Origin of the sequence: Janthinobacterium sp. 67 (genome assembly GCF_002797895.1) — a bacterium.
GTDB lineage: Bacteria > Pseudomonadota > Gammaproteobacteria > Burkholderiales > Burkholderiaceae_D > Janthinobacterium.
In genome coordinates this window covers 1,845,812-1,867,974 of sequence record NZ_PGES01000001.1, presented here as the reverse complement: position 1 = coordinate 1,867,974, position 22,163 = coordinate 1,845,812, and the positions used below count along the sequence as shown (strand labels likewise).

Annotated in this window: 23 protein-coding genes and 4 tRNA genes; 15 read left to right on the top strand and 12 right to left on the bottom strand. The window is 63.2% G+C overall.

What is annotated here, in order from left to right:
• Window positions 1-16: 16 nt before the first annotated feature.
• The 4 genes from CLU90_RS08370 (at window position 17) to CLU90_RS08355 (ending at window position 3,330) form a co-directional block, all read left to right on the top strand.
• Window positions 17-769 carry a transporter gene (locus CLU90_RS08370; protein WP_232731125.1) on the top strand — a complete coding sequence of 251 codons (753 nt, stop codon included), beginning with the start codon at window positions 17-19 and terminating at the stop codon, window positions 767-769.
• An 89-nt stretch (window positions 770-858) separates the two neighbouring features.
• Complete coding sequence (locus CLU90_RS08365; protein WP_092714398.1) at window positions 859-1,356, top strand: hypothetical protein; 498 nt, start codon at window positions 859-861, stop codon at window positions 1,354-1,356.
• Between the two features lie 15 nt (window positions 1,357-1,371).
• Entirely contained in the window at window positions 1,372-2,670 is a 1,299-nt protein-coding gene (locus CLU90_RS08360; protein ID WP_100427672.1) for an NAD(P)/FAD-dependent oxidoreductase, read from the top strand.
• A 165-nt stretch (window positions 2,671-2,835) separates the two neighbouring features.
• Window positions 2,836-3,330 carry a hypothetical protein gene (locus CLU90_RS08355; protein WP_100427671.1) on the top strand — a complete coding sequence of 165 codons (495 nt, stop codon included), beginning with the start codon at window positions 2,836-2,838 and terminating at the stop codon, window positions 3,328-3,330.
• A 51-nt stretch (window positions 3,331-3,381) separates the two neighbouring features.
• Here CLU90_RS08355 and CLU90_RS08350 read toward each other — a convergent pair whose 3' ends face one another.
• Together CLU90_RS08350 and CLU90_RS08345 are read right to left on the bottom strand one after the other, a co-directional pair.
• Window positions 3,382-3,897 carry a DUF6265 family protein gene (locus CLU90_RS08350; protein WP_100427670.1) on the bottom strand — a complete coding sequence of 172 codons (516 nt, stop codon included), beginning with the start codon at window positions 3,895-3,897 and terminating at the stop codon, window positions 3,382-3,384.
• A 56-nt stretch (window positions 3,898-3,953) separates the two neighbouring features.
• Window positions 3,954-4,667: a sensor histidine kinase gene (locus tag CLU90_RS08345; RefSeq protein ID WP_092714406.1), complete on the bottom strand. Its 714-nt coding sequence runs from the start codon at window positions 4,665-4,667 to the stop codon at window positions 3,954-3,956.
• A gap of 282 nt (window positions 4,668-4,949) precedes the next feature.
• Here CLU90_RS08345 and CLU90_RS08340 point away from each other — a divergent pair, with 282 nt between their 5' ends.
• The gene (locus CLU90_RS08340) at window positions 4,950-5,345 is read left to right on the top strand and encodes a hypothetical protein (protein WP_092714408.1); all 396 of its coding nucleotides are present in this window, start codon (window positions 4,950-4,952) and stop codon (window positions 5,343-5,345) included.
• Window positions 5,346-5,406: 61 nt separating this feature from the next.
• On the opposite strand, the gene CLU90_RS08335 is transcribed toward CLU90_RS08340, so the two are convergent.
• The gene (locus tag CLU90_RS08335; RefSeq protein WP_092714410.1) at window positions 5,407-6,390 is read right to left on the bottom strand and encodes a GGDEF domain-containing response regulator; all 984 of its coding nucleotides are present in this window, start codon (window positions 6,388-6,390) and stop codon (window positions 5,407-5,409) included.
• A 305-nt stretch (window positions 6,391-6,695) separates the two neighbouring features.
• Window positions 6,696-9,188: a hybrid sensor histidine kinase/response regulator gene (locus CLU90_RS08330; protein WP_100427669.1), complete on the bottom strand. Its 2,493-nt coding sequence runs from the start codon at window positions 9,186-9,188 to the stop codon at window positions 6,696-6,698.
• A gap of 428 nt (window positions 9,189-9,616) precedes the next feature.
• Between CLU90_RS08330 and CLU90_RS08325 the strand changes: the two genes are divergently transcribed.
• From CLU90_RS08325 to CLU90_RS08310, 4 genes are all read left to right on the top strand, one after another.
• A tRNA-Arg gene (locus CLU90_RS08325) sits at window positions 9,617-9,693 on the top strand.
• Between the two features lie 82 nt (window positions 9,694-9,775).
• A tRNA-Arg gene (locus tag CLU90_RS08320) sits at window positions 9,776-9,852 on the top strand.
• A gap of 78 nt (window positions 9,853-9,930) precedes the next feature.
• Window positions 9,931-10,007: transfer RNA gene (locus CLU90_RS08315), tRNA-Arg, on the top strand.
• Between the two features lie 160 nt (window positions 10,008-10,167).
• Window positions 10,168-10,244, top strand: a tRNA-Arg gene (locus tag CLU90_RS08310).
• Between the two features lie 55 nt (window positions 10,245-10,299).
• Here the strand turns inward: CLU90_RS08310 and CLU90_RS08305 are convergent.
• On the bottom strand, window positions 10,300-11,175 hold the full coding sequence (locus tag CLU90_RS08305) for a helix-turn-helix domain-containing protein (protein WP_092714414.1): 876 nt from the start codon (window positions 11,173-11,175) through the stop codon (window positions 10,300-10,302).
• Window positions 11,176-11,290: 115 nt separating this feature from the next.
• Here CLU90_RS08305 and CLU90_RS08300 point away from each other — a divergent pair, with 115 nt between their 5' ends.
• Both CLU90_RS08300 and CLU90_RS08295 read left to right on the top strand, forming a co-directional pair.
• Window positions 11,291-12,247, top strand: coding sequence for a phytanoyl-CoA dioxygenase family protein (locus CLU90_RS08300; protein ID WP_100427668.1), 957 nt, complete (start codon window positions 11,291-11,293; stop codon window positions 12,245-12,247).
• A gap of 79 nt (window positions 12,248-12,326) precedes the next feature.
• Window positions 12,327-13,472, top strand: coding sequence for an alpha-hydroxy acid oxidase (locus tag CLU90_RS08295; protein WP_100427667.1), 1,146 nt, complete (start codon window positions 12,327-12,329; stop codon window positions 13,470-13,472).
• Here CLU90_RS08295 and CLU90_RS08290 read toward each other — a convergent pair.
• The 4 genes from CLU90_RS08290 to CLU90_RS08275 form a co-directional block, all read right to left on the bottom strand.
• Window positions 13,469-13,975 carry an AAA family ATPase gene (locus CLU90_RS08290; RefSeq protein WP_100427666.1) on the bottom strand — a complete coding sequence of 169 codons (507 nt, stop codon included), beginning with the start codon at window positions 13,973-13,975 and terminating at the stop codon, window positions 13,469-13,471. The genes CLU90_RS08295 and CLU90_RS08290 overlap by 4 nt on opposite strands.
• A gap of 206 nt (window positions 13,976-14,181) precedes the next feature.
• Window positions 14,182-14,979, bottom strand: a complete 798-nt coding sequence (locus CLU90_RS08285; protein ID WP_100427665.1) for a DUF6624 domain-containing protein — start codon at window positions 14,977-14,979, stop codon at window positions 14,182-14,184.
• Between the two features lie 136 nt (window positions 14,980-15,115).
• Entirely contained in the window at window positions 15,116-15,877 is a 762-nt protein-coding gene (locus tag CLU90_RS08280) for a CPBP family intramembrane glutamic endopeptidase (protein WP_157808779.1), read from the bottom strand.
• A gap of 8 nt (window positions 15,878-15,885) precedes the next feature.
• The gene (locus tag CLU90_RS08275) at window positions 15,886-17,469 is read right to left on the bottom strand and encodes a sensor domain-containing diguanylate cyclase (protein ID WP_198511174.1); all 1,584 of its coding nucleotides are present in this window, start codon (window positions 17,467-17,469) and stop codon (window positions 15,886-15,888) included.
• A gap of 138 nt (window positions 17,470-17,607) precedes the next feature.
• Between CLU90_RS08275 and CLU90_RS08270 the strand changes: the two genes are divergently transcribed.
• From CLU90_RS08270 to CLU90_RS08255, 4 genes are read left to right on the top strand one after another with little or no spacing between them, the layout of a single operon-like run.
• Window positions 17,608-18,171, top strand: coding sequence for a GNAT family N-acetyltransferase (locus CLU90_RS08270; protein WP_092714429.1), 564 nt, complete (start codon window positions 17,608-17,610; stop codon window positions 18,169-18,171).
• On the top strand, window positions 18,168-18,515 hold the full coding sequence (locus tag CLU90_RS08265; RefSeq protein WP_100427662.1) for an SMI1/KNR4 family protein: 348 nt from the start codon (window positions 18,168-18,170) through the stop codon (window positions 18,513-18,515). The genes CLU90_RS08270 and CLU90_RS08265 overlap by 4 nt, the downstream gene beginning before the upstream one ends.
• Window positions 18,516-18,530: 15 nt before the next feature.
• Window positions 18,531-19,070 (top strand): GNAT family N-acetyltransferase, encoded by a 540-nt coding sequence (locus CLU90_RS08260; RefSeq protein ID WP_092714433.1) that lies wholly within the window; start codon window positions 18,531-18,533, stop codon window positions 19,068-19,070.
• Window positions 19,067-19,612 (top strand): DUF1993 domain-containing protein, encoded by a 546-nt coding sequence (locus CLU90_RS08255; RefSeq protein WP_232731124.1) that lies wholly within the window; start codon window positions 19,067-19,069, stop codon window positions 19,610-19,612. The genes CLU90_RS08260 and CLU90_RS08255 overlap by 4 nt, the downstream gene beginning before the upstream one ends.
• 3 nt (window positions 19,613-19,615) lie before the next feature.
• Here the strand turns inward: CLU90_RS08255 and CLU90_RS08250 are convergent, their stop codons facing one another.
• The 3 genes from CLU90_RS08250 to CLU90_RS08240 are packed head-to-tail and all read right to left on the bottom strand — an operon-like array spanning window position 19,616 to window position 22,007.
• A complete protein-coding gene (locus CLU90_RS08250) occupies window positions 19,616-20,071 on the bottom strand; it encodes a hypothetical protein (RefSeq protein WP_100427661.1) in 456 nt (151 codons plus the stop codon).
• Window positions 20,068-21,048 (bottom strand): D-2-hydroxyacid dehydrogenase, encoded by a 981-nt coding sequence (locus CLU90_RS08245; protein ID WP_100427660.1) that lies wholly within the window; start codon window positions 21,046-21,048, stop codon window positions 20,068-20,070. The genes CLU90_RS08250 and CLU90_RS08245 overlap by 4 nt, the downstream gene beginning before the upstream one ends.
• Window positions 21,045-22,007 (bottom strand): LysR family transcriptional regulator, encoded by a 963-nt coding sequence (locus CLU90_RS08240; RefSeq protein WP_100427659.1) that lies wholly within the window; start codon window positions 22,005-22,007, stop codon window positions 21,045-21,047. Before CLU90_RS08240 ends, CLU90_RS08245 begins: the two co-directional genes overlap by 4 nt.
• Window positions 22,008-22,163: the final 156 nt, after the last annotated feature.

The window sequence follows — 22,163 nt, the reverse complement described above, 5'->3', positions numbered from 1 at the left end:
CATGCCGTCTCCCCGCTTGCTTTGCTTATCCCTGCTGTTGCTGTCGCTGGCCCCCCTGGCGCAGGCGCAGGATAGCGATCCCGTCCTGCCTTACCGTCCTTCGGTGGCCAGTCCCGCCCAGCTGCCCGTGCCGGGCCAGCTGGAATTCGAGGCCGGCGGCCTGCTGTCGAAAACGGACGGCACGCGCCGCGCCAGCCTGCCATATACCTTCAAACTGGCGTTCACGCCCGAATGGGGCGTGCTGCTCGAGGGCGAGGGTGTTGTGCGCGCCCGCGATGACACGGGGCGGCGCGAAACGGGCGTGGGCGACACGACGGTCGTGCTCAAGCGCGCATTCTTGCTCGACAGCGCGACGGCGCTGGGCCTGGAACTGGGCTGGAAGTTGCCGACTGCCAAGGACAGCATCGGCAGCGGCAAGAGCGACGTATCGCTGAACGGGATTTTCAGCCGCGACGTGGGCGCCGTGCACATGGATGCCAACCTGAACGCCACGCGCCTGGGGGCCTCCGACCCGAATACGGGCAGGGTGCAGACGGGCTGGGCGACCTCCTTTTCCACGCCCGTCAGCGAGCGCTGGGGCGCCACGGCGGAAGTGTCGGGCACGCGCCTGCGCGGCGCACCGGCCACGGCGCAATTGCTGCTGGCGGCCACCTACAGTCCCACGCCACGACTGGCCATCGACATCGGCATGGCGCGCGGCTTGACGGCGGCGTCCCCGGACTGGTCGCTGTTCAGCGGCTTGGTCGTGCCATTGGGCAAACTGTGGTGAGATTGCGACGCCATTCCTTATGTGTCCTTGCGAACAAACAGTTGGTCACACAAGGTCTACAATGACGGCATAACTAAAGGAGTGTCACCATGAAAACCCTGATTCTTGCTGCCGCCTTGCTGTCGGCAGCCACCGCCGCCGTCGCCCAGGTCGGCGTCTCCGTTACCGTCGGCCAGCCAGGCTTTTACGGACGCCTCGACATCGGCGACTATCCCGCGCCGCAATTGATCTATGCCCAGCCCGTCATCGTGCAACGCCCCCAGTACTATTCGGCCGCCCCGATCTACCTGCGCGTACCGCCCGGCCATGCCAAACACTGGTCCAAGCACTGCCGCAAGTATAATGCCTGTAACCAAGAGGTATATTTCGTTCAAGATAATTGGTATAACAACCAATATGTGCCCCGTTACCGCCAGCAGCATGGCGACCATGGCCGGCCCGATTACGGCGACCGCGGCCGTCATGACGACCGCCATGATGACAGGCGCGACAAGCATGAAGGCAAGCGCGACAAGCATGATGACCATCCGGGCAAGGGCCATGGCAATGGTCGCGGGAATGGCAACGGCAACGGGCACAGGGATTAACAAGCAGGAGGATCTTTGCACAGTAAAATCGTTATCGTAGGAGGAGGTGCAGGCGGCCTGGAGCTGGCCTGCAAACTCAGCCGCAAGCTCGGCCCCGGCCAGGTCACCTTGGTCGACAGCCGTCTGTACCATATCTGGAAGCCGTCGCTGCATGAAGTGGCGGCCGGCACCCTGGACATTCATCAAGAGGGCCTGTCGTACCAGATGTTGGCGCATGACAATGGTTTTACCTATGTCTATGGCCCCTTGATCGCGCTCGACGCCGCGTCGAACAGCCTTACCGTGGGCGCCATCGCCACGGACAAGGATGAACAGCTCTTGCCGCAGCGCACTGTCCGTTACGACCAGCTGGTGCTGGCCGTGGGCAGCACGTCGAATTACTTCGGCGTGCCCGGCGCCCAGGAAAACACGATTTCCCTGAACGCCACGGAAGACGCCGAACGTTTCCGTCTGACCCTGCTGAAACTGCTGGCCATGGCCGAGCAGCGCCAGGGCGACGCGGGCCATCCCGGCGTCGACATCGTCATCATCGGCGGCGGTGCCACGGGCGTGGAGCTGGCGGCGGAATTGCGCGAAGCGAGCGGCGTGTATGCCGCGTATGGTTTCCAGAATCTCAACGCCATCAAGGATGTGCGCATCACCCTGCTCGAAGGGGCGCCGCGCATTTTGGCGCCGCTGCCCGAGCGCGTCTCGATCGCCGCCTCGAAACTGCTGCACCAGCATGGCATCACCGTGGTGACCGAGACGCGCGTCACCTCGATCGAGGCGGACAAGGTGACGGTCGCCAGCGGCACCAGCTATGCGGCCGACATCTGCGTGTGGGCCGCCGGCATCCGCGCGCCGGAATTCCTCGCCACCTTGGGCTTGCCGACCAACCGCGCCGGCCAGCTGGAAGTGACGGGCATGCTCAACGTGCAGGGCCATGCGAATATCTACGCGCTGGGCGATTGTGCCGCCTGCACGGGGCCGGACGGCAAGCTGGTGCCGCCGCGCGCCCAGGCGGCCCACCAGCAAGCCGATTACCTGCTGAAAACCTTCCTGTTGCAAGTGAAGGGCAAGCCGCCGCAGACCAAGCCGTACGAATACCTGGACTACGGTTCGCTCGTGTCGTTCGGCCGCACTACCTCGGTCGGTACCCTGATGGGTTCGCTGAAGGGCCTGAGCTGGTTCGTCGAAGGCTTTGTCGCGCGCATGATGTATGTCAGCCTGCACCTGATGCACCACAACGCCGTGCTGGGCAGCGTGCGCACGGCCGTCATGGCCATGGGCCGTTTCCTGATCAAGCGCAGCACGCCGCAGGTCAAGCTGCATTGATGTGTGGTAAGTAAGGAAATCCAACGGGGCCGCAAGGCCCCGTTTTTTATGGCAGCGTACGCATTGCGCGAGTGGCGTGGGCCGGGAACCGCAGCGCCGTCCCGCGGTCATAACAAGGGCAAGCACACGCGCCATGAGCGGACAGCTTGATGAGGGGAGGCAGGCATGCCATCACGCTTACTGCAAGTCATTGCCCTGACCTTGACGGCCCTGGGGCTCGCGCCGGGTGCCGCACATCTGCTGGAACTGCCCGTCAAGCTGGCGTATCCGCCAGCGCTGTATGCGCAGGTGACAAGCACGCTGTATGCCCTGTTTGGCCCGGTAGGGGGCGCCGTGCAAATGGCCGCCATGGTGACCGTGGCCGTGCTGGCTTTTCGCTCCAGGCGCCTGCCCCAGGGCCGCCTGCTGGCCGCGTCGGCAGCCGCACTGCTTGCCTCCTTGCTGCTGTGGGCTTTCCTTGTCGCCCCCGTCAATGGGGAGTGGGGGAGTAGCGCCGACGTGAGCCAGGCGGAGTTCGCCGCAGCCTATGCGCGCCTGCGTGCCCGCTGGGAGTATGGCCACGTGGCGGCTTTCATTGCCTGGTTCGCTGGCTGGCTGGGCATGGCCGCCGCCTTCACCATGCTTCCTCCTGCGGGTGCGGGCATTCGCTTGCAGCCTTGACGCAAGAAAGGCAGCAAGATGCGGCCCTGGTTCCTGCCTTGACGCCGGTTGTTATTTGTTGCGCGTAATTGGCGCCGCTTCGCAGCGGCCCCGCGTCATGGGGAAGGCGATGGTGGTGAGCTTGCCCTTCAAGGTGCCGGTAATGCTGGCGTGCAAGATGCGCTCGCTGTCGTGGCGGTAGATGATGCGGCTGGGAAAGTCATTGTCCAGGTTGGCGAAGATGAACTCATTCGGCTTGTCCTGGCGCAGCAGGTTGAAGATCACGGGCGGCTCGCCCGACGGCTGCACCATGTAGGCCAGCTGGCCCGGCTCGGTGAGGCGGATCTGCACGAATTCAAAGGCCGTCGTCTTGCCGCCCTTGACGGTGCGGCTGGTGCCGAGGAGGGTACCGCCGGCGGCCGTGCTCCATTGTTCTCCGGAACCGGGTTCGGCGCCGTCGACGTTCCAGCAGCCGGCCAGCCAGGCCAGCTTGTCCACGGTTTCCGGCGGCGGCACGGTCTTGTCGGCGGCCCTGGCGGCGCCCATGGCCAGCAACGCTGCCAGCAGGGTGGGAATCAGTCCTCGCATGCGGTCTCCTGTCGTCGGATCGTTCGGCGGTTCGGGGCGCCCCGGCCGGGCAAAGATTATTCTTTCGGGGCAATACGCGGCAAGACGACGGTCAGGGCCGTGCCGCCTTGCGGATTGGCCGCCAGGTTCAGGGTGCCGCCCAGGTAGTGCACGCGCTCGCGCACGGCGCGCAGGCCGTGCTTGCTCATTTCGACGGGTTCGCTCGCCGGCAAGCCCACGCCGTCATCCTTGACGGTCATCATCAGCGCTTCGTCATTGTCGTCGATGATGATGTCCACCTGCGTGGCGTGCGCGTGCGCGGCGATGTTGCCGAGCGCTTCTTCCAGGGTGCGCAGCAAGGCCACGCCCACGTTGCGGGGGCAAATCAATTCATCTTCGGGCAGGCTGCAGCGCACGGTGATCTTGTGCTGTTCGGCAAATTGCGTGGCCAGTTCGCCCAGCGCGACATTGACGCCGAGAAACTCGAGCTTGTCGTTCCACAGCTTCATCTGCATCTGGCGGTTGGTTTCGATCACATTGAGCAGCAATTGCTTCATGGTCGCCGCGCGGTCGAGCAGGGCCGCTTCCTGCGGCATTTTTTGCGTCAGCAGCGACAAATGCATGGTCAGCGCCGTCAGCGACGAGCCGAGGCTGTCGTGCAGCTGGCGCGACAGGGCGCGCCGTTCATTGTCCCAGCTGGTGTTGACGTGACCGAGCAACTCGCTGAGGTCGGCGGCGCGTTCCGCATCGGCCTGGGCCGTTTCCTTGTTCGGATCTGTTTGTGCGGACATAGCGCCCCGTGAATGGTGAAAGGTGGACCAAATTCAAGTTGTGGATCATACATGATGATTTCATCGCGGGGCGCATGGATGGAAAATTTCTGTCTTTTCGGCAATTTTAATCTCCTTCCATCATTTTTTATATGCCAGGCAATATTATCGTTTGCGCCAGCAAGCCCCGTTCCCGTCGTTACGTACGGCTGCGCACATACCGGGGCGCCGCACGCTGCCATAGTGGCGTCATGCATTTCTCCATGCAGTACAGGCCCGCTTACCGAAACGAAAGGACATGCCATGAATATCGATACCATCGTCGACCAGGAATACGCCGACAAAAGCTTCCGCGACATCGTCAATGCGCCCATCAGCGCCCTGCGCGGCGTTAGCCCGAAGGACGCCAAGGCCTTGCAGCAGGCGTTTGGCGTGCACACCGTGCGCGAATTGGCCAATCTCAATTTCGTCAAATGGGCCAGCGCGCTGGCCATCCTGGCCGATGAAGAGGGCATGAGCGGCGAAGAGCGGGCGAAGGAGGAATTGCTCGATGACGCCGTGGAAATGACCTTCCCCGCCAGCGATCCGATTTCCGTCGATGCCGGCATCACGCGCATCGAGGTGCCGCCCGAAACGGTCGATGCGCAAACGGACCACCAGCATGCGGGCCAGCATGAGGCGGCCACTGGCAAGAAATAAGATGGCCCATGCAAAAAAAACCGGCTTGCCGGTTTTTTTTATGCGCCGCGCGGCGTAAAAATCAGGCGATCGACGGGATGCTGCTTTTCTGCACGTTGACCTGCGAAGCGATCACCTCGTGCGGAATGCAGCAAAAGCGGTTCTTGCCGGCGCGCTTGGCTTCGTACAGGGCCGTGTCGGCCGAGCCCAGCAGCGATTCGACGGTGCTGGCATCGTCCGGATAGATGGCGATGCCGATGCTGGTCGACAGGCGCAGGGTCAGGTCGTTGATGAAATACGGCTCGGAAATGACTTCGATCAGCTTGGCGGCCGGCTCGCGCGCGTCGCCCTTGCCGGCCAGGTTGCCCAGCACGATGACGAATTCGTCGCCGCCGATGCGCGCCACCGTGTCTTCCTTGCGCGAGGCGCCCACCAGGCGGGCCGCCACCATTTTCAGGATTTCATCGCCATAGCCGTGGCCGTAACTGTCGTTGATGGCCTTGAAACCGTCCAGGTCCAGGTACAGGATGGCCGACTTGCCGCGGCTGCGGGCCGATTGCTGCAGGGTATGCTCGATGCGGTCTTCCAGCAGGCGCCGGTTCGGCAAGCCCGTCAGCGGGTCGTGCAAGGCCAGTTCCTGCTGCTGCTTGCTGTATTGGGCCAGCTCCTTGTACAGCAGGCGCACTTCCAGCATGTTGTGGATGCGCTTGTGCACTTCCATCAGGTCGAACGGTTTGCTGATGAAGTCGCGCGCGCCTGCTTCCAAGGCGGCGATCTTGAAACTCGGCTGTGCCGTCAGGGCCAGCACGGGCAGGTAGCCGCCATGCTCGATTTCCTTCAAGCCTTTCATGACCTGGAAACCATTGAGCTCCGGCATTTGCAGATCCAGCAAGATCAGGTCGTAGCAATGTTCCCGGTGCAGGGGGCAGACCTGGGCCGGACGCATGGTGGCCGTGACGTTGGTATAGCCTGCATCGCGCAGGATTTCCAGCATCAGGTCAACATTGTCGGGGGAATCGTCAACGACCAAAATTTTGGCTTTCAAAATCTCATCTTGGCTGGGCATGTAGGGTCTCGGTTATACGGTCTATGCAACGCTGGCTTCTACCGCAGATGATGGGCTGACGGTGATCGGAGCGAGTGTAGCGCCTTGCAACAAGATAGGGCGCACAACAGCGCATGAGCTTGATTTTTGCATCTCGTCGGGCAGGGCCGCCGTCTCCAGCATGCCTTGCAGGTGTGCTTCTTCATTTCAGTGTAGCAAACTTCAGCTTAGTTGCTTGTAGGACAGTGCCGCGTCTGCAAGTAGGAAGGCTAACCCATGAAAATAGTCATTTTGTACTGCACTATTTATTTCTTTGCATCATCTTTTCAGGGAACTGCCTTGCGGCCGGGGTCATGGCGCGGGGCAGCCAGCTGCGCCACGGCCGCCAGCAGTTCGGCCGGGTCCAGCGGTTTCGAGACCCAGGCCTGGAAGCCGCTGGCCAGCGCCCGCTGGCGGTCCTGCGGTTGCGCGAACGCCGTCAGCGCCAGCGCGGGCAGACTGGCCGCATCGGGGGAAGCGTGCGCGCGTATGCGCGCCAGCAAGTCGAAACCGTCGGCGTCGGGCATGCCGATGTCGCTGACCAGCACGTGCGGGCTTACTTGCTCCAGCAGTTGCAGCGCTTGCGCCACGCTGCCGGCGCCATGCACTTCGGCGTGGTGGTCGCGCAGGATGCGCGCCGTCAGTTCGCGCGCATCGGCCTCGTCATCGACCAGCAGCACGGTGACGCCGCGCAAGTCATGGCCGGCGGACAGGTCGCCACCTTTGGGGCGCGCCGGCGCGGACCGCGTTCCCAGGGGCAGGCGCACGGTAAAGCTCGCGCCCTGCATGTCGCCGGCGCTGCTGGCCGTGACCGTGCCGCCATGCTGCTCCACCAGGTGCTTGACGATCGCCAGTCCCAGCCCCAGGCCGCCATGCCGGCGCGTGGTGGAGGCGTCGGCCTGGCGGAAGCGGTCGAACACGTGGGGCAGGAAGTCTTTCCTGATGCCGACGCCGTTGTCGGCCACCGTGATGGCCAGCCGGCTCGCCTCGCGGCGCACGCCGATGTCGACCCGTCCCCCTTGCGGCGTGAATTTCAGGGCATTCGACAGCAGGTTCCAGATCACTTGCTGGATGCGGCTGGGGTCGCCCGTGATGGTGCCCGCATCGCTGGCGATGTCGCTGTGAACGGCGATGTGCTTGGCGTCGGCCGCCGGGCGCAGGGTTTCGATGGCCGAGGCGATGATGCTGGCAGGCACGATGGTTTGCAGGTCCAGCAGCACCTTGTCGGAAGTGATGCGGCTCATGTCGAGCAGGTCCTCGATCAGTTGCGCCTGCGCCCGCGCATTGCGTTCGATGCTTTGCAGGCCGCGGTGCAGGTCTGCCTGGTCGCGCGTGCCGCGCCGCAGCACCTGCGCCCAGCCCAGGATGGCCGACAGCGGCGTGCGCAGTTCGTGCGACAGGGTGGTGAGGAAATCGTCTTTCAGCTGGTTCGTGCGCTCGGCCTCGGCGCGCGCTTCGCGTTCGCTGTCAAGCAGCACCTTGCGCTCTTCGGCGGCGCGCGTGGCGGCCGCGTACAGGCGCGTATTGTCGAGCGCGACGGCGGCCTGCGCCGCGATGGCCGACACGATGCGTTCGCTGCGCGCGCTGAACATGCCCGCCTGCGGATGGCCGAGCAGCAGGCGTCCCAGCAACAGGCCCGAGCGCGAGCTGACGGGCAGGCTCAGGCAGCTGCGCAGCGGCGGCGCGCCGCCGGCGCTGGCATCGGGCGCGGCCAGCAAGTCGTTCTGGCGCATGGCCGGTCCCTGGCGCAGTTCCGCCGCGATGGCGTCGGCCTGGCGCAGGCTGATGCCGTTGACGGCGCGTGCCGATGGCAGGGGGGCGACGCTGTCGTGGACCTCGCCCGCATCGTCATAATAAAAGGCGCCGAAGCGCGCGCCGCTGATGCGCGTGGCCGCATCGACGGTTTCCTGCAGCAGAGCCGGCAAGTCGAGCGTGCCGGCCAGGGCCGCGCCCGTATTGTTGAGCAATTCGAGCACGCGCGTCTCGTCGCGCAAGGCTTCCTGCGCGCGCTTGACCTGGTCGACGTCGGTGCTCGTGCCAAACCAGCGCAGCAGCTGGCCGCCCCGGTCGCGCACGGGATTGGCGCGCGTCAGGAACCAGCGGTACTGGCCGTCGGCGCCACGGATGGGGAACTCCATTTCGAAAGGCGTGCCGTCGTGCAGGGCGGTTTTCCACGCTTGCAGCATGGACGGCAAATGCCGCACGTCATAGGCGATGCTCCAGCCATCGCCCGCCATCTGTTCGGAACTGGTGCCCGTGTAGTCGTGCCAGCGCTGGTTGTACCAGGCTATGGTGCCGTCGAAACTGGCGATCCAGGCCAGTTGCGGGATGGAATTGGCCAGCGCGCGCAAGTCTTCTTCGCTGTGGCGCAAGCTTTCCTCGTCCGCCTTGCGCTGGGTGATGTCCTGGATATACGTGGTCAAGCCGTCGCTGGAAGGAAAGATGCGTACTTCCAGCCAGCGCCCCAGCGGCGGATGCAGCAGCTCGAAACTGCAGCTTTGCTGCTGCGCCATGGCGCGCCGGCACTGCGTTTCCAGGTCCGTGCCCGGCAGTTCGGGGCAGGCTTGCCACAGGTTCTTGCCCGCCAGGCTGACGCCGGACGGGTGCTGCGGCGCCAGCATGTCGGCGCCGCGCGGATTGAGGTAGCGGATGGTCCAGTCGCGGTCGAGCAGGCAAAAGCCGTCGGTAATGCTGTCCAACAAGTTGGCCAGGCGCTCGTCAGACAGGCTCAGCGGCGCTGATGGAGGCAGCAGATATTGCTTGCGGTCATGCTTGGCCATCGGAAATCCTGCAACAGTGAGTCTGCCGCACGGGCTCTTGCCCCGCCGGGCCGCCGCCGCTAAGCTCAGTTAAATGGGTCATGATGGAAGTGCCCGCCGTCATGCATCAGGGGGGGGCACAAGCGCCCCCGTCTGGCTGGTATTGTAGCCCCAAGCGGCGTACCGCCACCGCACGCTTGCGCGCCGCCTGCAGATAGCACTGGACAGGCGGGAAAGCAGTCCCTATAATCCCGCTTCTTTCGAGACAGCAACTTCTCGATTCGCTGGGCGTCACCGTGAAAGCGGAAGTGTCCACCGATAAAAAGGCGCAAGCTTTTTGGCAGTGAAAAGGTAGTCGATCATGCGGGGCGGTATTCTGCAAAATCAGCTAAGCGATTGAAAAATCGAACTTTTCAAAGCGAAATGAATACGCTATAATGTTTGCCTGCGCGGCTGTAGCTCAGCTGGATAGAGTACTTGGCTACGAACCAAGGGGTCGTGGGTTCAATTCCTGCCAGCCGCACCAGAATACTGAAAATCAGACTTTGCCTGGTTTTGTTGTAACAAGTTTCACCTCCATGTTGTTAATGGAATGTTGTAGAAGTTTTGCGGCTGTAGCTCAGCTGGATAGAGTACTTGGCTACGAACCAAGGGGTCGTGGGTTCAATTCCTGCCAGCCGCACCAGTATTGCCAAGATGAAGTTTGCTTCGTCTTGATGAAAGTTTCAAGCTTCGCGCCGTCCGGCGAAGTGTGTCAGAGTTTGCGGCTGTAGCTCAGCTGGATAGAGTACTTGGCTACGAACCAAGGGGTCGTGGGTTCAATTCCTGCCAGCCGCACCAGTATCAGCAGTAGTGAAAAAACCCGGAAAGTTCGCTTTCCGGGTTTTTTTTCGTCCTGACGGTGCCTTGGCAGCGACCACGCTGGCAGTCTGGGCAATTGTGAAATATCCGCACGACGCCCTTTGCCATTCTGCGAAGCCCTGCTATAATCTTGTCTTAGGCGGCTGTAGCTCAGCTGGATAGAGTACTTGGCTACGAACCAAGGGGTCGTGGGTTCAATTCCTGCCAGCCGCACCAGAATATTGGGGGTCAGATTGTAAAATCTGATCCCCTTTTTCGTTTCCGAACGGCTTTACGACAGGTCGTTGGGACCGCGCCGGTATTGCAGGCGAAACGCGCGCGGCGTCACGTGCTTGGCGGCACGGAACTGGCGGTTGAAATGCGCGAGGTTGCGGTAGCCCGCCTCTTGCGCGATGACGGCAATGGCGAGATTGCTCTCGATCAGCTGCTGGCAGGCGCGCCCGATGCGCAGCCGCGCCAGATACTCGCCCGGCGTGCAATGCGCGTGGCGCTTGAAACAGCGGTGAAACGCGCCCAGCGACAGGGCCGCCCGCTGCGCCAGGGTTTCCAGTGCGATCTCTTCCCGGAAATGTGCGTGCATGAAGTCAAACACGATTGCCATGCGCTTTTGCTGCCCATCGGCATGCACCGGCGCCTGCGCTGTCGAGGCCAACGGCCGCGCGGCGCCATCGCCCGCCAGGTCCAGCAGCACGTCGAGCAGCAGCGGCAGGCGCTGCGGCACGGGCAGGGCATTCAGCTGCAGCAGTTGATGGGCGCAGCGTGCGCTCGTGTCCGCTGAAAAATGCAGGGCCGGGCCGGCGCGGGCCGCCAGCTGCCGCACGCTGTGCAATTCCGGAAAACAGGCGGCCAGCTGTTCCACCCACTCGAGCGAAAACCACACGACGACGGCCAGCATCGGTTGCGCGCTGTCGATGCGCTCGCTGGCCGACCACGTGTGCGGCAAATTCGGCCCCAGCAGCACCAGGTCGCCCGGTTCGAAGTCGCCCAGATGGTCGCCGATGTAGCGCTGTCCCCGCGCATTCACGGTCAGGGTCAGCTCGAATTGCGGGTGGTAATGCCAGATGAAGGGAATGGCATCGAGTTCGCGCCACAGCAAGCCCCAGGAGTGGCCCGTCGGGATCGTGACTTGTTCGAATAAAGGCGTCATCGTGACGTTTTAAGATGATGGATAGTCAGGATAGTATCAGTATTGGTCGCTGCGCACGCATTTTACACGGCACCGGCGTAGCACAATCTGTCTCACACCAACACAGGAGACAGCGATGCAAGACCGATATCAGTACGGCGAAGACCGTCCCGGCAACCCGTCCGTGGCCTACACGGAACAAACCCAGTTGCGCGACATCCGGAAACAGCTGCCGCTGCGCGTGCTGTCCGACAGCGATTTCTTGCACTGGCAAACCTACGGCTACGTCATCGTCAAGGATGCCGTCTCGCCAGAGCAGGTGCGCCGCACGACCGATTTCCTGTGGGAATTTCAGGGACTCGACCAGCAAGATGCTTCCACCTGGAACCGGGACCAGCTGCGCGACCACGCGATGAAGGAACTCAACGGTTCCGGCATGGTCGAGGCCTATCACAACCAGACCCTGTGGGATAACCGCCAGACCCGGCGCGTCTACGATGCCTTTGTCGACATCTGGGACCGTCAGGATTTGTGGGTGACGATTGACCGCGCCAACCTGAACACGCCCAACAATGGCAAGCGCAAGTTTGGCGGCTTCATCCACTGGGATGCCGACACGACGCTCGACCCGCTGCCCGTCAACGTGCAAGGCGTGCTGGCCCTGTCCGATACCTCGCCCGAGAGCGGCGGTTTTCAATGCTACCCGGAACTGTTCAACAACTTGCTGGCGTGGCGCAAGACCGTGCCGGCGGACCGCAATCCATGGCAGCCGGACCTGGCGACGGTGCCGTATCCGATGGAATTCATCGCCATGAAGAAAGGAGAGCTGCTGATTTTCAACAGCCTGCTGGCGCACGGCATCCGCCCGAACACGTCGACGGACCAGGTGCGCCTGGCGCAATACATCTCCTTTACGCCGGCGCAGGAAGACAATCAGTCGCTGCGCGACTGGCGCGTGCAAAGCTGGCGCGAGCGCAGCGCGCCGCAAGGCTATGCGTTTCCCGGCGACCCCGAGGAAAAGGAAAAACTGCGCTATCCGCAGGCGCAGTTGACGGAACTGGGCGAGAAGATCCTCGGCGCGCGCGCCTGGTAAGCGTGGCATTGCCTGCCGGATAGACAATTACAGGCAAATGCACGATCATGGCTTGACTTGCCATCGACCGAGGAAACGCATGAGTATCATCACCAGCATCGAAGACTTGCGCGTGCTGGCCCAGAAACGGGTGCCGCGCATGTTTTACGACTACGCCGATTCCGGCTCCTGGACGGAATCGACGTACCGTGCCAACAATAGCGATTTCGCGAAGATCAAATTCCGCCAGCGCGTGGCCGTCAACCTGGAAAACCGCAGCCTGGCTTCGACCATGGTGGGCCAGCACGTATCGATGCCGGTAGCCCTGTCGCCCACGGGCTTGACGGGCATGCAGCATGCCGATGGCGAAATCCTCGCGGCCCAGGCGGCAGAAAAATTCGGCGTGCCATTCACTCTGTCGACCATGAGTATCTGCTCGATCGAGGACGTGGCGGCGAACACGACGAAACCGTTCTGGTTCCAGTTGTACGTGATGAAGGACCGCGAATTCATCAACCGCCTGATCGACCGCGCCAAGGCGGCCAAGTGCGGCGCGCTGGTATTGACCCTGGACTTGCAGGTGCTGGGCCAGCGCCACAAGGACTTGCGCAACGGCCTGTCGGCGCCGCCCAAACTCACCATTCCCAACATCCTCAACATGGCCACCAAGCCGCGCTGGGTGGCGGGCATGCTGGGCACGAAGCGCCGCGGTTTTGGCAACATCGTCGGCCACGCCACGTCCGTCTCCGACATGTCGTCGCTGTCGGCCTGGACGCAGCAGCAGTTCGACCTGAGCCTGTCGTGGGCCGACGTGGAATGGATCAAGCGGCGCTGGGGCGGGAAACTGATCATCAAGGGCATCATGGACCCGGAAGACGCGCGCCTGGCCGTGGCAAGCGGCGCCGACGCGCTGATCGTCTCGAACCACGGCGGGCGCCAGCTCGACGGCGCGCAATCGTCGATCGAAGCCTTGCCCGCCATCGTCGACGCCGTCGGCAGCCAGATCGAAGTGCACATGGACGGCGGCATCCGCTCGGGCCAGGACGTGATCAAGGCCGTGGCCCTGGGCGCGAAAGGCGTGTACATCGGCCGCCCGTTTTTATACGGCCTGGGCGCCATGGGCGGGCCGGGCGTGAGCAAATGCCTGGACATCATCCGCAACGAGCTCGACTTGACGATGGCGTTCTGCGGCTTGCGCGACTTGCAGCAGGTGGATAAAAAGATCCTGCTGCCGGGCACGTTTTAAGCGGCAATCCGCACGATGTGAAAGCCTTCCGAAGAGTCGGGCGGCACGAAGTGGCGCGTGATGTCATCAAATTGCGCGTCGCTGGTGGAGAACGGGTGCAGCCCGCTTTCATTGCGCTGGCGCAAGCGCGCCTTGCATTCTTCGTCCGAAACGTCGAGGTAATGGAGCACATGCGGCGTGCCCGCCTGCTGGAACAGTGCGCGCATCCAGGCGCGGCTGGCCGGCGTATTTGCCGGGAAGTCGAGCACGACGGACACGCCCGCCCACAGCATCTGCAGGGCCAAGGGGGCGATGGCCGCGCGCAGCCGCGCCGCGCACGCCACGTAATCGGCCAGGCTGGCGATCTGGCCCGGATACAGCTGCGCCAATAAAGTGTCTTCGCTGATGCGCACCGTGTGCGGCGCGTGCGCAAGCTGGCTGGTCAAAGTGGATTTTCCGGAGGCTATCTTGCCGCAGACGAGGTGCAGGGTGGGGGCAGCGTCGGTGCTGGAAGTCGGGGTCATGGTCGCTCGCTAAAAAAGAAATGAAGCCTGCGAGACGGTTTGACCAGTGATTGCACATCAAAGCCGCCTTGCAGGCGGCTTTGGCAATCACACTGCTGCTAAGCCACCATCGTTGGAATGGCGGCAATAATGGTGGGCAGGGGAGGGAATGGCGATTGCATGGCGTTACGATGCCATGCGATGGGCGGCCTTGTCAATGCCGGTGCCTATTCGAAGAATTGCCGGTACTGTGCAAACGGCTCCAGTCCCACGCTGGCGCGGCGCTGCTCCAGATGCTGCGGATCGGCGATGGGGAAAGCGACGCTCTTGCCGTCGCTGCCCGTCTGGAACTGGCTGCCGTACAGCTGCGGCAGTTTGTCATTGGTCAAGTCGCGGTCGATCGTCAGGGCCAGCCTGGACGGCGTGATTTCACCTTGCGCGGCCGCCGTGCGCATCAGCACCAGGCTGCTTTTGAGGAAGGCACTTGATCCATGCTGGGCGATCAGCCATGCGCTGGCCGCCGCCTTGTAACCGACCATTGTTTGCGTGGGCCATCCCTTGCTGGCGATGATGTGGCGCAGCCGCGCTTCGTTCCTCGCATCCGTCTCGCGCATGCGCTGCCGTGCCTGCAGGTCGACACCTGTCGCCGGCCAATCCGTGCGTGCGGCCACGTCTTCCTTTTCCATGGCCAGCAATTCCTGCGCCAGCGCCGCTTCCGGCACCGCCGTCCGATACAGCAGGATATCCGGCGCGCCTGCCGTGGCAGCGTCGTGGATGAGTCTCGGTTCCGCCTCCCATTGCGGCGCCCGCACGACCAGCGCCAGCAAGGTGTTTTCCGGCACGTCGATGCGGTAACGGCCGTTCTCGACCGTGCCATGTATCTGCGGCTCGCCGTGCATGCGCTCGGCAATGATGCTGATGGCGGGCGGCAGCGGCGCGCCGTTGCTGCGGATGGCGCCGCTCAGTTCGAAGGCGCCCGCATGGTTGCTGAAGCAGAGCAGGGTGGCGCAAAGCAGGTGTCGCATGGGAGTCCGATCAGGATAGGTGTGGCGTCAATTCGATGCGCGTCCATTGCGCCGCCTGCCACGGCGGCGCCGCATCGGGCGCGGCCAGCAGCAGGAATACTTCGTAGTCACGTGAAAAAAACGCCATGCGGATTCCTTATGCTTGCAAGATGGCCGCGCGCTGGCTGGGGCGCAGCAGGTAGGCACCGTACAGGCACAGGGGCAGCACGGCCAGCAGGGCGATGTACGGCAGGATCGATGCGCCGTCTTCGGCCGGGTTGGGCAAGGTGGCCGTCACCAGCGCGTAGTCCCACAGGCCATGCACGACGATCATGGGCCATACCGAGCGGGTGCGCAGGCGGATGGCCGCATAGCCGACGCCCTGCAAGGCGGCGGCCAAGGCTTGCCACAAGGCGCCGCTGACGTCGCCCGTGGCCAGGCCGTTGGCCGTATGGGCCAGGCCGAACAGCGCCGATGACATCAATACGGCCGGCCAGACGGCGTAGCGGTTCAGCATGCCTTGCAGCAAGATGGCGCGGAACATCAGTTCTTCCGAGATGGCCACCAGCGCCGCATTGCAGGCGACGATCAGCAGCACGCGCGGCTGCGGCCAGCCGCCGGCCCAGGCCAGCAACAGCATCAGCAGCGCATACAGCAGGGGAGGGCAGACGAGCCACAGCGATTTCCAGGGCTGCGGCGCGCCCAGGCCCGCTTCGCGGCGTCCGCTTGACGCCAGTAGCAGCGCCAGCGCGAACAGGGCGGCCAGCGCCCAAGACAGGCCGATACGGCCGGTGACGGCTGCGCCCGGCAAGGCGTAGCCGGCGGCTTCCAGCCAGCGGCCGCCCATGCTCAAGCCAAGCCAGACGGCCAGCGCGATGAGGGACAGCGGCATGGTGAGGGCGATTCTTTTTCCGGACATGGGCGGCTTCATGTTGCAGGTCCGCCGCCGCTGACGCGGTTGCGGCCCGTGTTTTTCGACTGGTAAAGCAAGGTATCTGCCTGGCGTATCAGTTCGCTGCTATCCGTGCAATGTACCTGGCTGGACTGGACTGTGGCTGCGCCCAGGCTGACGGTCACGATGCCGTTTGCGCTGGCCGCGTGGGGTATCTGCAGCGCTTCCACTGCCGAGCGGATGGTTTCCGCGACTTCCAGGGCGCCAGCCGCGCCCGTGCCGGGCATGATCACGGCGAATTCTTCGCCGCCATAGCGCGCCGCCAGGTCTTCGGCCCGGCCGACGCTGCGCGCCACGGCGCCGGAAACTGCCTGCAGGCAGGCGTCGCCCGCCACGTGACCATACTGGTCGTTGAATTTCTTGAAGAAATCCACGTCCAGCATGATCAGCGACACTGCGTGTCCGTCGCGCTGGGCGCGCTTGAGTTCATGCGCCAGGGTTTCGTCGAAACAGCGGCGGTTGGCCAGTCCCGTCAAGCCGTCTTGCGACGCCCGCGCCGCCAGGTCCGCATTGGCGCGCTGCAATTGCGTACTGGCCAGGCGCAGGCTGGCCTCGATACGGTCGCGTATGGCAATTTGCCGCATCAGCTTGCGGAACAGATAGATCAGCGCCGCGCCTGCCGCCAGCGACGCCAGCACGATTTGCATGCTCAAGCGTTGCCATTCGGCGAAAATATCTTCCTCCGATAGCCCCGCCGCCACGATGACGGGAAAGCGCTGCAGGTGGCGATAGCTGTACAGCCGTTCGATCTCGTCCACCTTCGCCGTCATCATGGCCGTGCCGACCGGCCCTTTTTCGCGGTAGGCGCGCAGGACTGCGCCCGACGAAATATCCATGCCGATGACATTGGTCTGGAATGGCCGACGGTAGATCAAGGTGCCGTCATCGAGGGCAAAGAAGGCCGTGCCCGTATTGCCAAGGTTGAGGCTATCGTAGATGCGTTCGAAGGAGGCAAGCCCCAGGGTGACCAGCACCACGCCGGCAAACGAGCCGTCCGCCAATTCCACTCGGCGCGATACGGGCAAGACCCATTGCCCGCTGGATTTGCTGCGCACGGGCGCGCTGATGCGGCTGCCCAGCTGCGCATGCGTCTTGTGATAAGTAAAGTAGTCGCGGTCCGCATTGTTGCCGTCCTGCCCGGCGCCGGACGAGCTGGCCAGCCAGTCTCCGCGGCTGTCGAAAATGAAGACGCCGGCAATTTCCACGATATTTTTCGACAACTGCTGCAGATGCGATTGCAGCCGCTCGCCGGTAGCGTCATTATTGCCTTCGTTGCGGATATGCTCGACGATATCTTCCAGCATCACATCGGCCACTTCCAGTTCCATGTACGCTTGGGTCGCCAGGGTGCGCGCCATGTGTTCCGTCGTCGCCTGCGCTTCGTGCAAGCGCACTTCGCGCGAAGACCAGACGATCCAGAAGGTCATGCCAAGCAGCATGGCGCACATGCCAAAGAAGGCGATGCTGGCCCAGACGATCACTGGCCGCTTGTGCTTGCTCGAGATCTCCGGCTGCACCGGGACGGCGTCGGTATGTGCTGCTTCTTTTACGGCGTGCATAGGCGGATCATGAAGTTGCATCTATGATATGGTGAAATATTGCCATACTACATTAAAAAGCAAAGTCACAAAGTTGCCACATCGTTATAGTTGCATGGAATAATAAGCATTGCCCTTTGAACCTTTGATTGGAGTCGCATGGCCTACACGAAAACCATCACCACTGAACGCCTGATCCTGCGCAAACCGCAACCATCGGATGAAGCGGACTTCTTCGCCATGCATGCCGATCCCGAAGTGATGCGCTATTTCAGCGAGCCGCCATGGCAGGATGCCAGCATCGCCGCGCGCAAGCTTGCCGAGGACATCGCCGCTTTCGAGAGCGAGGAATTCTTCCGCTTCGCCGTCACGCTGAAGGCGACGGGCGAATACATGGGCAGCTGCAGCCTGTTTTCCGAGCACCGCCAGAACCGCCGTGCCGAAATCGGCTATGCGCTGGCGCGCCCGCATTGGGGCAAGGGCTATATGCAGGAAGCCTTGTCGGCATTGCTGGAATACGCGTTCATCGAGCGCGACCTGAACCGCCTGGAAGCCGATATCGACCCACTCAACACGGCGTCGGCCAGCGCCTTGGAACGCCAGGGTTTCAACAAGGAAGGTTTCTTGCCGGAACGCTGGATCGTCGGGGGCCACGTCAGCGATACGGCCCTGTACGGCTTGCTGCGGCGTACGTGGGAAGCACGGCGCAAGGGCGCCGCGTGAGCCAGCAGGAAACCGAAGCGCTCGAGCGCTGGCTGGGCCGCGCCTTGCCGGCGCACTACCTGCGTTTTCTGCAGGACTGGCAAGAAGGCATGCGCGGTGAACAGGTATTGCTGTACGGCGCAGACAGTCTGATCGAACGCAACGAGATATATGACACGCTGCAATCCTGCCCCGCTTACATCACCATCGGCGACGACAGCGGCGGGCGCGCCGTCATGCTGGCACTCGATGATGGCGACCGCGCCGTGTACCTGGTCGGGCATGGTTCCATGCAACGCGACGATTTCGAGCGGCTTGCCGATGACTTTACATCCTGGCTGGCCGCCGATTGCCCGCTGGATTGAGGAGCATGCCAAGCGATGATGACTGCCGACTTACCCGTTTCAGCCCATCCACTGGTAGCTTTTCGCCACCTGGAACCCGGCGACGCATCCGCCTGGTATGCCTATCTGTCCGACCCGGTTGTCGTGGAGCACACGAGCTGGGATTTGCGTTGCATCGACGATCTGCAGGGCAACTTCGATGACTACGCATCGGCCCAGGCAGCGTCGTCCATCCGCCTGGCCGTCGTGCTGCGCGCGGGCGGCCAGCTGGTGGGCACGATCGGCTTCAATGCCATTTCCCCGCAACATCGCACGGCGGAAATCGCCTACGATCTGTCTCCCGCCGTATGGGGGCAGGGCGTGGCCACGTCCATCGCCGCGTCGGCCGTGGACTGGGGCTTCCAGCGCCTGGGCTTCCTGCGCATCCAGGCCACTGTGCTGGAGAGCAATGAACGTTCGATCCGCGTGCTCGAACGCTGCGGTTTCGAGCGCGAAGGTTATCTGCGCTGCTACCGGCAAATTCGCGGAAGGTCCGGCAATTTCTGGCTGTATGCGCGCATTGCCGGCGTGCCATGAGCCAAGGTTTTGCACAGCATTTTCAACTGGAAGAGAACCTCATGCAGATCAGTCCCGTCACCATCTTTTGCCGCTCGCTGGCGCAGCTCTCCGCCATGCTCGACAAGACCGGCACCGCGCCGCCCATGCTGGCGGCGCGCTTGCACCCGGACATGCTGCCATTCGCCCAGCAGGTGCGCGCGGCCGTGAGCTTTTCCCTGCGCGGCTGCTGCCCGCTGGCGGGGCTGGACGTGGTTGATTTCAGCGCCGCCGCCAGCCTGCAGGAACAGATCGCGCAGACCATGCTCTATCTCAAGGACATACCTGTGGAGCGTTTTGACGGGCCGCCCGAACGCATCTGCCGCGACCGCGCCGGCTTTGCCGACATCGCGCTGCCGGCCGGTGACTACCTGAATTTGTACATCCTGCCGAATTTCTATTTTCACTTCGGCATGGCGTATGCGATTGCGCGCAGCGCCGGCGCGGCCATCGGCAAGGGCGATTTCGACGGCTATCATGCGTATGCGCCGGGATTTTCATTCGAAACGCCGGCCGCGTCGTAAGAACTACAGTCCCGCTTCCTTCCAGGCGGAAAACCCCAGCCGTTTCAGCAGCCGGCCCGACAGCCCGCAGCTCCAGCAACTGATCTGGATTTGCCGTTGCCGTGCCGGATTCGCATGCCAGGCTTGCTCGGCGTAATCGAGCAAGGCGTCGCTGAGCGGGGAGGCGTCGGCTGTCGCAGGCAGGCGAGTCATCAATTCGAACACGCCGTGAGGCGTCTCCTTGATCTGCAGCAAACCGGACAGCAGGGTGCGCAGGACGGCGCCGTCGATGGAGCCGCTCGCTTGCGTGTAGCGCTGTTGCCAGCACAGGCTGCGCGCTTGCCACAGGGCAAGCAGCGCCGGCACGTCGGCCGCCCGCAGTTGCCCGATCAACTCGCCCGCCTCGTGAAACAGGTCGAGGCGGTCGTATTCCTCGTCGTCGCCGCACAGCAGTTCGTCCAGTTCGTGCAAGACGCTCATGCCACCACGTTCGTGGGCGCACCCCGCTCGAATGCTTCCACGTTGCCGATCAGGATGTCGGCCAGCTTTTGCATGGCTTCGCCACTGGCCCAGGCCGTGTGCGGCGTGAGGATGAAGTTGGGCAGGCGCAAGTTCAACAGCGGATTATCGGGCAGCGGCGGTTCCTTCGATAGCACGTCGAAACCGGCGCCGGCGATCACGCCGTTTGTCAATGCATCGGCCAGCGCCGCTTCATCGACGAGGCCGCCACGTGCCGTGTTGATCAGGAGGGACGTTGGCTGCATGCGCGCCAGTTCTGCCGCGCCGATGATGTTGCGCGTGGCCTCCGTCAGCGGCAGGTGCAGGCTCAGCACGTCGGAGGTGGCCAGCAAGTCGTCGAAGCTCACTTGCGTCACGCCGTCGTCCTTGATGGGCGAGCGGTTATGTACGATGACTTGCATGCCGAAGGCGCGGCCCAGCTGCGCCACGGACTTGCCCAGCGCGCCGTAGCCGAGCAAGCCCAGGCGGCTGCCGGCCAGGTCGCGGATGGGGTGGCCGAACAGGCAGAAGCGGTCCGATGCCTGCCACAGGCCCGCTTCCACGTCGGCACGGTAGGCGATCAATTGACGGCGCAGGGCCAGCATCAGGGCCAAGGTGTGTTCGGGCACGGTGGCGCGCGCATAGTCGCGGATGTTGGCCACGACGATGCCCCGTTCGCGGCAGGCGGCCAGGTCGATGATATCCGTGCCGGTAGCGGCCACGGCAATCATCTTCAGCCCGGGCAGCTGCGCCAGCTCGGCCGCGCGCAGCGGCACTTTGTTCGTGATGGCGATCGTGGCGCCTTGCAGGCGGGATACCGTCTGTTCACTGCCCCTGGTGTGCGCATGCTCTTGCCAGCTGTGCGCGAAGGCGGGCGGGCGCACGGTGGCGATCAGGCTGTCGCGGTCGAGAAAGACGATGCGGTGCGGGTGCGGCGATATGCTTGCTGCTACGGTCATGGCTGGGCCTCGGTCTGGGTGGCGCGCGCGCTGGGCAGGCTGCTCTTGCCCTTCAGTTGCGTGGCCGGGTGATTGGTAAACATGTCGGCGACCCATTCGACAAATACGCGCACCTTGGCGGACAGATGGCGGTTCGGCGGATAGATCACGTGGATGGGCAGCGGGTCGGATTCCCATTCACTGAGCAATTCCACCATTTTGCCCTGTTCCAGCAGCGGCGCAAGCATGAAATGCGTCATTTGCACGATGCCCAGGCCCGCCAGGCCGGCGGCCGTGTAGGCGTTCGAATCGTTCAGGGCGATATGGCTGGGCATGGCGACCTGGATGCGTTCGCCGGCGCGGGTAAAATCCCATTCAAATGTTTTACCGGTCTTGGCGGAGAAAAAATTCACGCCCCGGTGGCGCGGCAAGTCGTTCGGATGCAGCGGCGTGCCGTGGTGCGCCAGATAGCCAGGCGAGGCGCACGTCATGAAGTGCAGCACGCCGACCCGGCGCGCGATCAGGTTCAGGTCGCCCAGTTCGCCGCCGCGCACGGCGCAGTCGACGCCTTCCTCGATCAGGTCGACGGGGCGGTCGCTGCAACCGAGTTCCAGCGAGATGTCCGGGTAGCGGGCGAAAAAGTCGGGCAGGGCAGGGATGATCAGTTCGCTTGCCAGGGCCGTGGGCGCATCCACGCGCAGCCGCCCGCTGGGGCTCAATCGCGTGCGCGACAGCGATTCCTCGGCTTCGCGCACGTCCGACAGGATGCGCACGCAGCGTTCGTAATAGGCGGCACCGTCGGACGTGATGCTGACGTGGCGCGTGGTGCGGTTGAGCAACTTGACCGACAGGCTCGCTTCCAGCGACTGGATCAGGGTCGATACGGTGGCTTTCGGCAGCTGCATGTTTTCCGCCGCGCGCGTAAAGCCGCCGGCATCGACGACTTGAATGAAAACTTCCATTGCTTGCAGCTTGTTCACTTGAATTCCTATCATTTTAGACGCGATTATTCAGAATCCTGAACAATCAATTCGTCATTGCACTCTTTATCAGATTGTAGATCAAGTCTATAGTTGTTGTACTGCAGCATAAATGTGATTGCCGCAGGAAGTTCACAGGAGAAATATCATGGGTCA